The organism is Streptomyces sp. LMG1-1-1.1 (genome assembly GCF_040815545.1).
Taxonomy (GTDB): domain Bacteria; phylum Actinomycetota; class Actinomycetes; order Streptomycetales; family Streptomycetaceae; genus Streptomyces.
The window spans coordinates 168,077-182,858 of sequence record NZ_JBFPNH010000002.1 but is presented as its reverse complement, the minus strand read 5'-3'; the positions used below and the strand labels follow the sequence as shown (position 1 = coordinate 182,858).

At 70.2% G+C, this 14,782-nt stretch carries 10 protein-coding genes; 5 read left to right on the top strand and 5 right to left on the bottom strand.

The window, feature by feature from the left end:
- Window position 1: 1 nt before the first annotated feature.
- The 3 genes from glpK to MRBLMG1_RS03590 all read right to left on the bottom strand — a co-directional run bounded on the left by glpK (window position 2) and on the right by MRBLMG1_RS03590 (window position 3,365).
- Complete coding sequence (gene glpK / locus MRBLMG1_RS03600) at window positions 2-1,528, bottom strand: glycerol kinase GlpK (RefSeq protein ID WP_367820617.1); 1,527 nt, start codon at window positions 1,526-1,528, stop codon at window positions 2-4.
- A gap of 35 nt (window positions 1,529-1,563) precedes the next feature.
- Window positions 1,564-2,322 carry an MIP/aquaporin family protein gene (locus MRBLMG1_RS03595; protein ID WP_367820615.1) on the bottom strand — a complete coding sequence of 253 codons (759 nt, stop codon included), beginning with the start codon at window positions 2,320-2,322 and terminating at the stop codon, window positions 1,564-1,566.
- 278 nt (window positions 2,323-2,600) lie between these two features.
- On the bottom strand, window positions 2,601-3,365 hold the full coding sequence (locus MRBLMG1_RS03590; protein WP_367820613.1) for an IclR family transcriptional regulator: 765 nt from the start codon (window positions 3,363-3,365) through the stop codon (window positions 2,601-2,603).
- A gap of 244 nt (window positions 3,366-3,609) precedes the next feature.
- On the opposite strand from MRBLMG1_RS03590, the gene metH reads away from it, so the two are divergent.
- The 4 genes from metH (at window position 3,610) to MRBLMG1_RS03570 (ending at window position 11,737) form a co-directional block, all read left to right on the top strand.
- Complete coding sequence (gene metH / locus MRBLMG1_RS03585) at window positions 3,610-7,122, top strand: methionine synthase (RefSeq protein WP_367820611.1); 3,513 nt, start codon at window positions 3,610-3,612, stop codon at window positions 7,120-7,122.
- Between the two features lie 200 nt (window positions 7,123-7,322).
- Window positions 7,323-8,021 carry an HAD family hydrolase gene (locus MRBLMG1_RS03580; RefSeq protein ID WP_367820609.1) on the top strand — a complete coding sequence of 233 codons (699 nt, stop codon included), beginning with the start codon at window positions 7,323-7,325 and terminating at the stop codon, window positions 8,019-8,021.
- 466 nt (window positions 8,022-8,487) lie between these two features.
- Entirely contained in the window at window positions 8,488-10,080 is a 1,593-nt protein-coding gene (locus MRBLMG1_RS03575) for an ABC transporter substrate-binding protein (RefSeq protein ID WP_367820607.1), read from the top strand.
- A 76-nt stretch (window positions 10,081-10,156) separates the two neighbouring features.
- A complete protein-coding gene (locus MRBLMG1_RS03570; RefSeq protein WP_367820605.1) occupies window positions 10,157-11,737 on the top strand; it encodes an ABC transporter substrate-binding protein in 1,581 nt (526 codons plus the stop codon).
- An 86-nt stretch (window positions 11,738-11,823) separates the two neighbouring features.
- Here the strand turns inward: MRBLMG1_RS03570 and MRBLMG1_RS03565 are convergent, their stop codons facing one another.
- The gene (locus MRBLMG1_RS03565) at window positions 11,824-12,498 is read right to left on the bottom strand and encodes a response regulator (protein ID WP_367820603.1); all 675 of its coding nucleotides are present in this window, start codon (window positions 12,496-12,498) and stop codon (window positions 11,824-11,826) included.
- Between the two features lie 64 nt (window positions 12,499-12,562).
- Entirely contained in the window at window positions 12,563-13,465 is a 903-nt protein-coding gene (locus tag MRBLMG1_RS03560) for a RecB family exonuclease (protein WP_367820601.1), read from the bottom strand.
- Between the two features lie 180 nt (window positions 13,466-13,645).
- Here MRBLMG1_RS03560 and MRBLMG1_RS03555 point away from each other — a divergent pair, with 180 nt between their 5' ends.
- Window positions 13,646-14,779, top strand: a complete 1,134-nt coding sequence (locus tag MRBLMG1_RS03555) for a site-2 protease family protein (RefSeq protein WP_367820695.1) — start codon at window positions 13,646-13,648, stop codon at window positions 14,777-14,779.
- The last annotated feature ends 3 nt before the right edge of the window (window positions 14,780-14,782 follow it).

The window sequence follows — 14,782 nt, the reverse complement described above, 5'->3', positions numbered from 1 at the left end:
TCTACTCCTCGTCCTCGATCCAGCCCATGGTCCGCTCGACGGCCTTGAGCCAGCTCTTGTACTCGCTGTCACGCCTGTCGGCGTCCATGCGAGGGGTCCATTCCGCGGCACGGCGCCAGTTGGCGCGCAGCGCGTCGGTGTCGGGCCAGAAGCCGACGGCCAGGCCGGCGGCGTAGGCGGCACCGAGGCAGGTGGTCTCGGCGACCATCGGACGCACGACGGGCGCGTCCAGGAAGTCCGAGAGGGTCTGCATCAGCAGGTTGTTGGAGGTCATGCCGCCGTCGACCTTGAGCGCGGTCAGCTCGACGCCGGAGTCCTTCGTCATGGCGTCGGTGATCTCGCGGGTCTGCCAGGCGGTGGCCTCCAGGACGGCGCGGGCGATGTGCGCCTTGGTGACGTACCGGGTGAGGCCGGCGATCACACCGCGGGCGTCGGAGCGCCAGTACGGGGCGAACAGGCCGGAGAAGGCCGGCACGAAGTAGGCGCCGCCGTTGTCCTCGACCGAGGACGCCAGGGTCTCGATCTCGGCGGCGGACTTGATCAGGCCCATCTGGTCGCGCATCCACTGCACCAGCGAACCGGTGACGGCGATCGAGCCCTCCAGGGCGTAGACCGGCTTGGCGTCGCCGATCTGGTAGCCGACCGTGGTCAGCAGGCCGCTGTAGGAGTTGATGATCTTGTCGCCGGTGTTCATCAGCATGAACGTGCCGGTGCCGTACGTGGACTTCGCCTCGCCCTCGGCGAAACAGGTCTGGCCGAAGAGGGCCGCCTGCTGGTCGCCCAGCGCGGAGGCGACCGGGATGCCGTCCAGGGCGCCGCCCTTGACCTGGCCGTAGACCTCGGCGGACGAGCGGATCTCGGGCAGCACGGCCGCCGGGATCTCCATGGACTGGAGGATCTTGTCGTCCCACTCCATGGTGTGCAGGTTCATCAGCATGGTGCGCGAGGCGTTGGTGACGTCCGTGACGTGGACACCGCCGTCGACGCCGCCGGTCAGGTTCCAGATGACCCAGGAGTCCATGGTGCCGAAGAGGATCTCGCCGCGCTCGGCGCGCTCGCGGAGCCCCTCGACGTTGTCGAGCAGCCAGCGGACCTTCGGGCCGGAGAAGTACGACGCGAGCGGCAGGCCGGTCTCGCGGCGGAAGCGGTCCTGACCGACGTTGCGGCCGAGTTCCTTGCAGAGGCTGTCGGTGCGGGTGTCCTGCCAGACGAGGGCGTTGTGGACGGGCTCGCCGGTGTTCTTGTCCCAGAGCAGCGTGGTCTCGCGCTGGTTGGTGATGCCGATGGCCTTGACGTCGGAGGAGGCGATGCCGCCCTTCGTCAGGGCGCCGGCGACGACCTCCTGGACGTTGGTCCAGATCTCGGCGGCGTCGTGCTCCACCCAGCCCGGCTTCGGGAAGATCTGCTCGTGCTCCTTCTGGTCGACCGAGACGATCCGGCCGTCCTTGTCGAAGACGATGCAGCGCGAGGAGGTGGTGCCCTGGTCGATGGCCGCGATGAAGGGGCCGGAGGTGTGTGCGTCGGTCACGGTGTGCTCCAAGGGAGGTCTGGAAGAAGGACGGCTCAGGCGAACGCGATGTTGTAGATACCCGCGGCGATGGCGCCACCGATCAGCGGACCGACGACCGGGATCCAGGAGTAGCTCCAGTCGGAGGTGCCCTTGTGCGGCAGCGGGAGCAGGGCGTGCACGATGCGCGGGCCGAGGTCACGGGCCGGGTTGATCGCGTAGCCGGTCGGGCCGCCGAGCGAGAGGCCGATGGAGACCACGACGAACGCGGTGATCAGGGCGCCTATGACGCCGAGGCCCTTGCCGCTGTCGTTGAGGCCCTGGGTGAGCACGGCCAGGACGAGCACGATGGTGCCGATGATCTCGGTGGCCAGGTTCTGCCAGGTGTTCCGGATCTCGGGGCCGGTGGAGAAGATGCCGAGCACCGGGCCGGGGCCCTCGATCGGCTTCTTGCCGGAGGCCTCGGGGTCGGCGAGGTGCGCCTGGAACTGGCCGTAGTAGGCCACCCAGACGAGCGCCGCACCGATCATGGCGCCGAGCATCTGGCCCGCGATGTAGACGGGGACGTTGCCCCACTCGCCGTCCTTGATCGCGATTCCGACCGTGACGGCGGGGTTCAGGTGGGCGCCGGAGAGGGAAGCCGTCATGTAGACGGCCGTCATGACGGCGAAGCCCCACCCGAAGGTGATCGCGAGCCAGCCCGCGTTGCGGGCCTTGGAGCCCTTGAGCGTCACGGCGGCGCACACGCCGCCGCCGAGCAGAATGAGTACGGCGGTACCGATGGTCTCGCCGAGGAAGATGTCGGAGCTGGACACCCGCGACTCCTTTGTCCTTCGTCCAGGGGAAGGCGAACCCCGGGTCCCTCCGGTGGTCCGCGCCCTCGTGTTGAGGGCGTTACCGGCCCTTGGCACTGCCACACTCTAACGTGTATTGCCGTTAGGTGTTCGACAATGCCGACCGATGAACGGAAGTTTTGCCCCCGGTCAACAGCACGTCAAGGGTCCGGGACACGAAAAACCCGCCGATAACGCGATCGTTACCGGCGGGTTCAGTCGTGTTCGGGCGGCGCTGGCGGACGGACTGCCTCCGCGGGTCAGAAGCGGCCGGCCCCCAGGTCCCGCGACACCGCCCGGGCGCAGTCCCGCACCGCCGCCACCAGCTCGGGACGCAGCTCCCCGCCCGGGCGGATCCGTTCCACCGCGCCCGTCACCGCCACCGCGCCCACCGGCATGCGCCGGCGGTCGTGGATCGGCGCCGCCACCGACGCCACGCCCTCCCAGGTCTCCTCCGCGTCCGCCGCCCAGCCGCGGGCCCGCACCAGGTCGAGCAGCTCCTCGAACTCCCCGGGCTCCGTGGTCGTCCGCGGGGTGAACGCCTCCCGTTCGACCTCCAGCACCTCGCTGTGCGCCACCGGGTCGTACGCCGAGAGGACCTTGCCGAGCGCCGTGGAGTGCAGCGGCTGCATGGCCCCCACCTCGAGGACCTGGCGGCTGTCGTCCGGGCGGAAGACGTGGTGCACGATCAGGACGCCGCGCTGGTGCAGCACCCCCAGGTGCACGCTCTCGCCGCTGGACCGCGCCAGGTCGTCCGTCCAGACGAGGGCGCGCGCCCGCAGTTCGTGCACGTCCAGATAGCTGTTGCCGAGCCGCAGCAGTTCGGCGCCCAGCTGGTAGCGGCCGGAGGCCGGCTCCTGCTCCACGAAGCCCTCGGCCTGGAGGGTGCGCAGGATGCCGTGCGCCGTGCCCTTGGCCAGTCCCAGTGAGGACGCGATGTCGGACAGTCCGAGCCGGCGCTCGCCGCCCGCGAGCAGTCGCAGCATGGCCGCCGCCCGTTCAAGCGACTGGATGTTCTTCGCCATCGCCCGGCCCCTTATCCCTCTCACGCTGTTCGACAATGCTGAACACTATCGGTCGATGCCGACCTTGCGTTACACCTCACAGTGTCGGTCAAGACCGGGTCGGACCGGGAGTCCCCGCACACAGGATGCCGTCCGCCCCGTGGGACGCCGTGTCCACCCCGGGCCGTGCGCGGTTACGCTGGCCACGTGCACCCTCCACCGAGGGTGCAAAGCCGACAGCCGTCGCATCCCAGGGAGCTCATCCATGGCCTCGTCGCCGACCCCTTCCGCTGACAGCCGGACCCGCGCCACAGCCCTTCGCGAAGCGCTCGCGAGCCGGGTCGTCGTCGCCGACGGAGCCATGGGCACCATGCTCCAGGCCCAGGACCCCACCCTCGAGGACTTCCAGAACCTCGAAGGCTGCAACGAGATCCTGAACGTCACCCGCCCCGACATCGTCCGCTCGGTCCACGAGGAGTACTTCGAGGCCGGCGTCGACTGCGTCGAGACCAACACCTTCGGCTCCAACCACTCGGCCGCCGGCGAGTACGACATCGCCGACCGCATCTTCGAGCTCTCCGAGGCCGGAGCCCGGATCGCCCGCGAGGTCGCCGACGCGTTCGGCGCCCGGGACGGCCGCCAGCGCTGGGTCCTCGGCTCCATCGGCCCCGGCACCAAGCTGCCGTCGCTCGGCCACACCACGTACGACGTACTGCGGGACGGCTACCAGCAGAACGCCGAGGGCCTGCTGGCCGGCGGCTCGGACGCCCTCATCGTGGAGACGACGCAGGACCTCCTGCAGACCAAGGCGAGCCTGATCGGGGCGCGGCGCGCGATGGACGCCCTGGGCCTGGACGTGCCCCTGATCTGTTCGCTCGCCTTCGAGACCACCGGCGTCATGCTGCTCGGCTCGGAGATCGGCGCCGCGCTGACCGCGCTGGAGCCGCTCGGCATCGACCTGATCGGCCTGAACTGCTCGACGGGCCCGGCCGAGATGAACGAGCACCTCCGCTACCTCGCCCGCCACTCGCGCACGCCGCTGATGTGCATGCCGAACGCCGGCCTGCCGATCCTGACCAAGGACGGCGCCTACTTCCCGCTGACGGCGCCGGAGATGGCCGACGCGCAGGAGAACTTCGTCCGCGACTACGGCCTCTCGCTGGTCGGCGGCTGCTGCGGCTCGACGCCCGAGCACCTGCGCCAGGTCGTCGAGCGGGTCCAGGGCCTCACGCCCCCGGAGCGCTCCCCGCAGCCCGAGCCCGGCGCCGCCTCGCTCTACCAGACCGTGCCGTTCCGCCAGGACACCTCGTACATGGCGATCGGCGAGCGCACCAACGCCAACGGCTCCAAGAAGTTCCGCGAGGCCATGCTCGAAGGCCGCTGGGACGACTGCGTCGAGATGGCCCGCGACCAGATCCGCGAAGGCGCGCACATGCTCGACCTGTGCGTCGACTACGTCGGCCGCGACGGCGTCGCCGACATGCGCGAGCTGGCCGGCCGCTTCGCGACCGCCTCCACCCTCCCGATCGTCCTCGACTCCACCGAGGTCGACGTCCTGCGCGCCGGCCTGGAGAAGCTCGGCGGCCGCGCCGTCATCAACTCCGTCAACTACGAGGACGGCGACGGCCCCGACTCCCGCTTCGCCAAGGTGACGCGCCTCGCCCAGGAGCACGGGGCCGCGCTGATCGCCCTGACCATCGACGAGGAGGGCCAGGCCCGCACCGTCGAGCACAAGGTCGCCATCGCCGAGCGGCTCATCGAGGACCTCACCGGCAACTGGGGCATCCTCGAGTCGGACATCCTCATCGACACGCTGACGTTCACGATCTGCACCGGTCAGGAGGAGTCCCGCAAGGACGGCATCGCGACGATCGAGTCGATCCGCGAGCTGAAGCGGCGCCACCCGGACGTCCAGACGACCCTGGGCCTCTCCAACATCTCCTTCGGCCTCAACCCCGCCGCGCGCATCCTCCTGAACTCCGTCTTCCTCGACGAGTGCGTGAAGGCCGGCCTCGACTCGGCGATCGTGCACGCCTCGAAGATCCTGCCGATCGCCCGTTTCGACGACGAGCAGGTCACCACCGCCCTCGACCTGATCTACGACCGGCGCGCAGAGGGCTACGACCCGCTGCAGAAGCTGATGGCGCTCTTCGAGGGCGTCAACACCAAGTCGATGAAGGCCGGCAAGACCGAGGAACTCCTCGCCCTGCCCCTCGACGAGCGCCTCAAGCGCCGCATCATCGACGGCGAGAAGAACGGCCTGGAGGCGGACCTCGACGAGGCCCTGACGTCCCGGGCGGCCCTCGACATCGTCAACGAGACCCTTCTCGACGGCATGAAGGTGGTCGGCGAGCTGTTCGGCTCCGGCCAGATGCAGCTGCCGTTCGTGCTCCAGTCCGCCGAGGTCATGAAGACCGCGGTGGCCCACCTGGAGCCCCACATGGAGAAGTCCGACGCCGAGGGCAAGGGCACGATCGTCCTGGCCACCGTCCGCGGCGACGTCCACGACATCGGCAAGAACCTCGTCGACATCATCCTCTCCAACAACGGCTACAACGTCGTCAACATCGGCATCAAGCAGCCCGTCTCCGCGATCCTGGAAGCCGCCGAGGAGCACTCCGCCGACGTCATCGGCATGTCGGGCCTCCTCGTGAAGTCCACCGTGATCATGAAGGAGAACCTGCAGGAGCTGAACCAGCGCGAGCTGGCCGCCAAGTACCCCGTGATCCTCGGCGGTGCCGCCCTCACCCGCGCGTACGTCGAGCAGGACCTATACGAGATCTACCAGGGCGAGGTCCGCTACGCCCGCGACGCCTTCGAGGGCCTGCGCCTCATGGACGCCCTCATCTCCGTCAAGCGGGGCGTCCCCGGAGCCGCGCTCCCCGAGCTCAAGCAGCGCCGCGTCGTCAAGCGCGACACCGCCGCCCTCCAGGTCGACGAGCCCGAGCCCGGCGGCCGCTCCGACGTGGCCACCGACAACCCGGTGCCGACCCCGCCGTTCTGGGGCACCCGGGTCGTCAAGGGCATCCCGCTGAAGGACTACGCCTCCTGGCTCGACGAGGGCGCCCTCTTCAAGGGCCAGTGGGGCCTCAAGCAGAACCGCGCCGGCGACGGCCCCTCGTACGAGGAGCTCGTCGAGTCCGAGGGACGACCGCGGCTGCGCGGCTGGCTGGAGCGCCTCCACACGGAGAACCTCCTGGAGGCGGCCGTCGTCCACGGCTACTTCCCGTGCGTCTCCAAGGGCGACGACCTGATCATCCTGGACGAGGCCGGCCACGAGCGGACCCGCTTCTCCTTCCCCCGCCAGCGCCGGGGCCGCCGCCTCTGCCTCGCGGACTTCTTCCGCCCGGAGGAGTCCGGCGAGACCGACGTCGTCGGCCTCCAGGTCGTCACCGTCGGCTCGAAGATCGGCGAGGCCACGGCCAAGCTCTTCGAGTCGGACTCCTACCGCGACTACCTGGAGCTGCACGGCCTCTCCGTCCAGCTCGCCGAGGCCCTCGCCGAGTACTGGCACGCCCGCGTCCGCGCCGAGCTCGGCTTCGCGGGCGAGGACCCGGCGGACGTCCAGTCCATGTTCGACCTCAAGTACCGCGGCGCGCGCTTCTCCCTCGGCTACGGCGCCTGCCCCGACCTGGAGGACCGCGCGAAGATCGCGGACCTGCTGCGCCCGGAGCGGATCGGCGTCCACCTCTCGGAGGAGTTCCAGCTCCACCCGGAGCAGTCCACCGACGCCATCGTGATCCACCACCCCGAGGCGAAGTACTTCAACGCACGGTGACCGCCCGGGCGGCCGCCCGGTGACCGACGTGACCGACGCCCCCGGGCGGCCGCCCGGGGACCGACGCCGTCGACGCGTCGGCTAAATCCACGCGTCCGCGATGATCCGGACGTACACTTGTCGGTCCAGTGCAGGCCGGTCTTCCTCCCCGTACCGGGGAGGGGGGCCGGCCTTCTCGTCCCTCCATGGAGGTGTGCCGGATGACCAGTACGGTCCCCGCGTCCCTGTTCCGTACGAACGGCAGCTCCGCCCTGCAGGCGGTCTTCCTCGACATGGACGGGACCCTCGTCGACACGGAGGGGTTCTGGTGGGACGCGGAGGTCGAGGTCTTCGCCGACCTCGGACACCGGCTCGACGAGGCGTGGAGGGACGTCGTCGTCGGCGGTCCGATGACCCGCAGCGCGGGCTACCTCATCGAGTCCACCGGCGCCGACATCACGCTCGAAGAGCTGACCGTGCTGCTCAACGAGAAGTTCGAGCAGCGCATCGACCAGGGCGTCCCGCTCATGCCGGGCGCCGAGCGGCTGCTCGCCGAACTGGCCCGGCACTCCATCCCGACCGCCCTGGTCTCCGCCTCGCACCGGCGGATCATCGACCGGGTCCTCGCCTCGCTCGGCCGCGACCGCTTCACCCTGACCGTCGCCGGGGACGAGGTCGTGCGGACCAAGCCGCACCCGGAGCCGTATCTGACGGCCGCCCGCGGGGTCGGGGCCGAGCCCGCGCTGTGCGCGGTCATCGAGGACACGGCGACCGGTGTGGCGGCCGCGGAGGCCGCCGGCTGCCGGGTCGTCGCCGTCCCCTCGGTCGCCCCGATCGCCGCCTCCGCCGGCCGGGTCGTCGTGCGCTCCCTCGAAGAGGTCGACGTGCCTTTCCTGCGTACTCTGATCTCCGGAATCTGAGCTTTATCTGAGCTTTCCCGGGAGCTAATGCGCTTTCCCGCGAGGGAATCCGGCGGGCCATTCACCGAGGCGGCATTCTCGTGACCTTCGTCACGCAGAGTGCCCGGCGGTGGGTGGCCCGTCTGTGTTTCCCGTCCGAAATGGGCCTGTTCTGTTGCCCTCATGTGTCCCGATTCGGGCATGCGCGTCCCTGTCGTGACGGCGCATGACTATCGGGAACCACGCATTCATGATCACACTGTGGCAGCCCCCGCCGCCGCCGGCGGTCCGGCAATAGCGGCGCCGCCCACTAATCTTTCGCGAGTACTTCGCCGTATAACCGCGTGCACCGGCGCACACCCAAGCCGCCGTGAGCACAGGACCGATCGCAACACCCGGCCCGATCGCTCCCGCCCCGACCGGGCGGCCGGCGGCGGAGTTCCCACTGACCGCTGTATCCCAGTGCCGGATGAGGAGATCGTCCCTGATGAACCGCAAGACCCTGGTGCTGCCGGCCGTGGCCGGACTGCTCGCCCCTCTGCTCGCCGCCTGTGGAGGAGTGGAGGACGGCGCCGCGACCATCGTCGTCGGCACCACGGACCAGTTCATCGCCACCGAGGACGCGCCCGCCCCGCTCGACCCGGCCTTCGCCTACGACACCGGCGCCTGGAACATCCTCCGGCAGACCGTCCAGACCCTGATGCACACGCCCCGCGGCGGCGGCGAGCCCGTCCCCGAGGCGGCCCAGAGCTGCGGCTTCTCCGACAAGGCCAGCGAGAGCTACCGCTGCAAGCTCCGCCCCGGCCTCACCTTCGCCGACGGCACCCCCGTCACCGCCGAGGACGTCAAGTACTCCATCGAGCGCGTCCTGAAGATCAAGTCGGACAACGGCACGGCCGCGCTCCTCGCGAACGTCGACACGGTCGAGACCCAGGGCACCGACGGCGTCGTCTTCCACCTCAAGAGCCCCGACGCCACCTTCCCGTACAAGCTCTCCACCCCCGTCGCCGGCATCCTCAGCAAGGACAAGTACGCCGCCGACCGGCTCCGCGACGGCTTCGACGTCGACGGCTCGGGGCCGTACACCCTGAAGGTCGAGCGTGACGGCGAGAAGGCCACCCGGTTCGTCTTCACCAAGAACCCGTCCTACAAGGGCGACATCACGCTGCGCAACGACAAGGTCGAGCTGCGTCCCTACGCCGACGCCGGCGCCATGGGCGCGGCCCTGGAGAGCGACGACATCGACATGATGGCCCGCTCCCTGTCGCAGAAGCAGATCAAGGACCTCACCGAGACGCCGAAGGACGGCATCGAGATCACCGAGGTCCCCGGCCTGGAGATCCGCTACCTCGGCTTCAACACCAAGGCCCCCTCCGTGGAGGAGAAGGCCGTCCGCCAGGCGATGGCCTCCGTCGTCGACCGCGGCGCCCTGGTCAACCTCGTCTACGGCCCCACCGCCGAGCCGCTGTACTCGCTCATCCCCTCCAGCATCACCGGCCACGCCACCCCCTTCTTCGACGAGTACGGCGAGCCCGACACCGCGCGCGCCGCCAAGCTCCTCAAGGACGCGGGCGTCAAGACCCCGGTCAAGGTGACCCTGAACTACACCACCGACCACTACGGCTCCGAGACCGCCCAGGAGTTCGAGGCGATCAAGAAGCAGCTCGTCGCCTCCGAACTCTTCGACGCCACCGTCAAGGGCTCCGAGTGGTCGCAGTTCCGCACCGCCCAGAAGCGCGGCGACTACGCCGTCTACGGCCTCGGCTGGTTCCCGGACTTCCCGGACCCCGACAACTACGTCGCGCCCTTCCTCGACAGCGACAACTTCCTCAACACGCCCTACGTGAACAAGGTCGTCCGCGACCAGCTGATCCCGCGCTCGCGCCGCATCGCCGACCGCACCGCGGCGACCCCCGTCTACGCGCAGATCCAGAAGATCGTCGCCCAGGACGTGCCCGTCCTGCCCCTGTGGCAGGGCAAGCAGTACGTCGCCGCGCGCAATGACCTCAACGGGGTCGAGTACGCCCTCAACACCTCCTCCGACCTGCTCCTCTGGGAACTGGGCCGCGGGACCGCATAACCCCTTGTCCCGATCGGTGGTACCGGCCGCCACCAGGGCGCGGCCGGTCTGACATAGAGATCAAGAGGCACGTTCTGTGAAGGCACACTCCAAGTGGCTGACGGCCCCGCTCGCCGCTGGCCTGTCCGCCGCGCTCCTCAGCGGCTGCGGCACCGAACAGGGCGGCTCCGGCGGCTCCGGTGACGGCGTGCGCGTCGGCATGTCCGACGAGATCCTGGCCACCGACCCGGCCGCCGGCTACGACCCCGGCTCCTGGCTGCTGTTCAACAACGTCTTCCAGTCGCTGCTCGCCTTCCCGAAGGGCGGCTTCGAGCCCGAGCCCGAGGCCGCCGACAAGTGCGGCTTCGCCGGCGGGAGCAAGGTCTACACCTGCACCCTGCGGGACGGCCTCACCTTCTCCAACGGCAACAAGCTCACCTCGGAGGACGTCAAGTTCTCCTTCGAGCGCGCCCTCAAGATCGACGACCCGTCCGGCCCGGCGCCGCTGCTCTCCACCATCGACAAGATCGAGACCCCGGACGAGCGGACCGTGGTCTTCCACCTCAAGGTCCCCGACGCCACCTTCCCCAGCAAGATCGCCTCCGGCGCCGGCTCCATCGTCGACCACCGCGAGTACCCCGCCGACGCCCTGCGCACCGACGGCAAGGCCACCGGCTCCGGCCCGTACAAGCTGGAATCCATCAGCGACACCGCGGCCACCTTCACCGCCAACGACGGCTACCGCGGCCTCGCCCGGCCCAAGAACAACGGGATCACCCTCAAGCTGTACCGCGGCGACCGCGCCGCCCTCGCCAAGGCCCTCGCCGACGGCGACGTGGACATCGCCTACCGAGGCCTCTCCGCCGACGACATCGCCGCCCTCGAGACCTCCGACACCACGGACGACAAGGGCATCGAGGTCATCCAGGGCAGCAGCGCCGAGGTCCAGCACCTCGTCTTCAACATGAAGGACCCGGTCGTCGGCAAGCTCGGCGTCCGCAAGGCCATCGCCCACCTCGTCGACCGCGAGGCCCTCGTCGAGCACGTCTACAAGTCGACGGCCACCCCGCTCTACTCGATCGTCCCGACCGGCATAGCCGGCCACAACACCGCCTTCTTCGACACCTACGGCACCCCCGACGCGGCCAAGGCCAAGAAGGCCCTGCGCTCCGCCGGGATCACCGACAAGGTGAAGCTCACCCTCTGGTCCACCCCCAGCCGCTACGGCCCGGCCACCGACCAGGAGCTGAAGGCCATCGCAGGCCAGCTCAACGAGAGCGGCCTCTTCGACGCCGACGTCAAGTCCGTCGCCTACGACCAGTACGAGAAGGACATCGAGGCCGGCAAGTACGGCGTCTACGTCAAGGGCTGGGTCCCCGACTACCCCGACGCCGACAACTTCACCTCCCCGTTCTTCGGCGAGGGCAACGTCCTCGGCAACCACTACGAGAACGCCGCCATCACCGGCCGCCTCCTCCCCGAGACCGCCGCCATCACCGACCGCGCCGGGACCGGCGACGAGTACGGACAGCTCCAGAACCTCGTCGCCGAGGAGCTCCCGATGCTCCCGCTGTGGCAAGGCAAGCAGTACGCCGTCGCCCGCGACGACATCACCGGCCTCGAATGGACCCTCGACGCGTCCACCGTCTTCCGCTTCTGGGAGATCCGGAAGGGCTGACCGCCGGCGCGCCGCACGGCACACGGGAAGGGCCCGGCACGCACCGCGTGCCGGGCCCTTCCCGTGCCCTGGACCGGGCGGACCCGCTACTGGCCGGCGCCCGGCCGCACCAGACCGCTCTCGTAGGCGTACACCGCGGCCTGCACCCGGTCGCGCAGCCCCAGCTTCGTCAGCACATGGCCCACGTGCGTCTTCACCGTCGTCTCGCTGACGAACAGGTCCGCCGCGATCTCCGCGTTCGACAGGCCCCGCGCCACCAGCTTCAGCACCTCCACCTCACGGTCGGTCAGGGTGCTCAGCGTGTCCGGCATCCGCTCCTCGCCCGTCGGCAGGTGCGCCGAGTACTTGTCGAGCAGCCGGCGCGTGATCGACGGCGCCAGCATCGCCTCGCCCGCCGCCACCACCCGGATCGCCTGCACCAGCTCGTTCGCCGGAGCGTCCTTGAGCAGGAAGCCGCTCGCCCCCGCCCGCAGCGCCTCCACCACGTACTCGTCCAGATCGAACGTGGTCAGCACGAGCACCTTCGCCGGACCGTCGCGGCCGGGACCCGTGATCTGCCGGGTCGCCTCGACGCCGTCCATCCGCGGCATCCGGATGTCCATCAGCACAACGTCCGGCTGGAGCGCGCGCACCTGCTCCTGCGCCTGGAGACCGTCCCCGGCCTCACCCACCACCGCGATGTCCTGCTCCGCCTCCAGAATCATCCGGAAGCCGGTGCGCAGCAGCGGCTGATCGTCGACCAAGAGGACGCGGATCGTCACAAGGGCTCCTTCACGGGGCGGGCCGGGCACACGACGGCGACCCGGCTCACGGTGCGGGCAAGGCTCACGGTGCGGGCGGGGCCGGGTCCATTCTGCCCTGCCCCGATTCACCCGACTCCGGCGGGCGCGCGGAGACGATCTTCAGCGGATAGACCGGGGGAGTGCCCCCGAACTCCGGGCAGACCGCCTGGTGGTCGCACCAACCGCACAGCTTCGTCGGACGCGGCCGCCAGTCACCCGTCTCCGTCGCCAGCCGGATCGCGTCCCACAGCGCGAGGAGCTTCCGCTCCACCCGCAGCAGGTCCGCCTCCACCGGGTCGTACGTCAGCACGTCCCCACTGCCCAGATAGACCAGCTGGAGCCGGCGCGGCAGCACCCGCCGCAGCCGCCAGACCACCAGCGCGTAGAACGTCATCTGGAACAGCGCGCCGTCGCGGTACTCGGGCCGGGGCGCCTTCCCCGTCTTGTAGTCCACGATCCGCACGTCACCCGAGGGCGCCACGTCGATCCGGTCGATCACCCCGCGCAGCCGCAGCCCCGAGTCCAGCTCCGTCTCCACGAACAGCTCGCGCTCGGCCGGCTCCAGCCGCGACGGGTCCTCCAGCGTGAACCACCGCTCGACCAGCCGCTCCGCCTCGCCCAGCCAGCCCGCGAGCCGCTCCCCGTCGGGATCCTCCGCGAACAGCTCGCCCAGCTCCGGCTTCGACTCGAGCAGCCGGTCCCACTGCCCCGGCACCATCGCCTTCGCCCGCGGCGCCGTCCGGTCCACCGCCGGATCGTCGAAGAGCCGCTCGAGCACCGCGTGCACCAGCGTGCCCCGCGTCGCCGCCGGACTCGGCTTCTCCGGCAGCCGGTCGATCACCCGGAACCGGTACAGCAGCGGACACTGCATGAAATCGCTCGCCCGCGACGGCGACAACGACATGGGCGCCCGGGGCTCCGCCGGCACCTGCTCGCTCGTACTCATGACGAAGACCCTACGACCCGCCACCGACATCGCGCGGAATACCATCGACCCGGGACCCCGTCGCACTGCATGATCGAACCGTGACGCACCGACGCGGGTCACACCACGCGACGAGAGGAACCCGTGAACCAGGACGAGCCCAAGCCGCAGCGGACCGAGGAGCCCGGCGGCGGCATCCTCATGGGCCGCCCCTTCGGCGTGCCCGTCTACGTCGCCCCCAGCTGGTTCCTCGTCGCCGCCCTCATCACCTGGGTCTTCGGCGACCAGATCGAACGCGTCCTGCCCGAACTCGGCGCCGCACGCTACCTCGTCTCCCTCTTCTTCGCCGTCGCGTTCTACGCCTCCGTGCTCGTCCACGAACTGGCGCACACCGTCGCCGCGCTCCGCTTCAAGCTCCCGGTGCGCCGCATCCAGCTCCAGTTCTTCGGCGGCGTCTCCGAGATCGAGAAGGAGACCGAGACCCCCGGCCGCGAGTTCGTCCTCGCCTTCGTCGGGCCCCTCCTCTCCCTCGTCCTCTCCGGCGTGTTCTATCTCTCCCTGTACGCCGTCGAGCCCGGCACCGTCCCCGGCGTCCTCCTCGCCGGCCTGATGATCTCCAACCTCATCGTCGCCGCCTTCAACCTGCTCCCCGGCCTCCCGCTCGACGGCGGCCGGATGCTCCGCGCCGTCGTCTGGAAGATCACCGGCAAGCCCATGAGCGGCACCGTCGCCGCCGCCTGGGTCGGCCGCGCCCTCGCCGTCCTCGTCCTCGTCGGCCTGCCCCTGCTCACCCGCACCGGCCTCCTCGGCAACTCCACCGACGACATCAGCGGCTTCACCACCGTCACCGACGCCCTGCTCGCCGCGATCCTCGCCGCCATCATCTGGACCGGCGCCGGCAACAGCCTCCGCATGGCCCGGCTCCGCGAGCACCTCCCCGAGCTCCGCGCCCGCGTCCTCACCCGCCGCGCCATCCCCGTCGAGCACACCACCCCGCTCTCCGAGGCCCTCCGCCGCGCCAACGAGGCAGGCGCCCGCGCCCTCGTCGTCGTCGACGGAGGCGGCGAGCCCACCGGCATCGTCCGCGAGGCCGCCATCGCCGCCGTCCCCCAGCACCGCCGCCCCTGGGTCGCCGTCAGCACCCTCGCCCAGGACATCGCCGACGGCATGCGGGTCCCCGCCGAACTCACCGGCCAGCCCCTCCTCGACCACCTCCGCGCCAGCCCGGCCACCGAGTACCTCGTCGTCGAGGACACCGGCGAGATCTACGGCGTCCTGGCCACCACCGACGTCGAGCGGGCCTTCGTCAAGGCCATGGCACGACCGTCCTCGTAACCC

What these genes read in the sequence shown, in the direction of transcription:
- MRBLMG1_RS03580 (WP_367820609.1), top strand. Translation starts at nt 7,323, where the DNA reads ATGACCAGTACGGTCCCCGCGTCCCTGTTCCGTACGAACGGCAGCTCC.
- MRBLMG1_RS03560 (WP_367820601.1), bottom strand. Translation starts at nt 13,465, where the DNA reads ATGAGTACGAGCGAGCAGGTGCCGGCGGAGCCCCGGGCGCCCATGTCG.
- MRBLMG1_RS03590 (WP_367820613.1), bottom strand. Translation starts at nt 3,365, where the DNA reads ATGGCGAAGAACATCCAGTCGCTTGAACGGGCGGCGGCCATGCTGCGA.
- MRBLMG1_RS03575 (WP_367820607.1), top strand. Translation starts at nt 8,488, where the DNA reads ATGAACCGCAAGACCCTGGTGCTGCCGGCCGTGGCCGGACTGCTCGCC.
- MRBLMG1_RS03555 (WP_367820695.1), top strand. Translation starts at nt 13,646, where the DNA reads ATGGGCCGCCCCTTCGGCGTGCCCGTCTACGTCGCCCCCAGCTGGTTC.
- metH (WP_367820611.1), top strand. Translation starts at nt 3,610, where the DNA reads ATGGCCTCGTCGCCGACCCCTTCCGCTGACAGCCGGACCCGCGCCACA.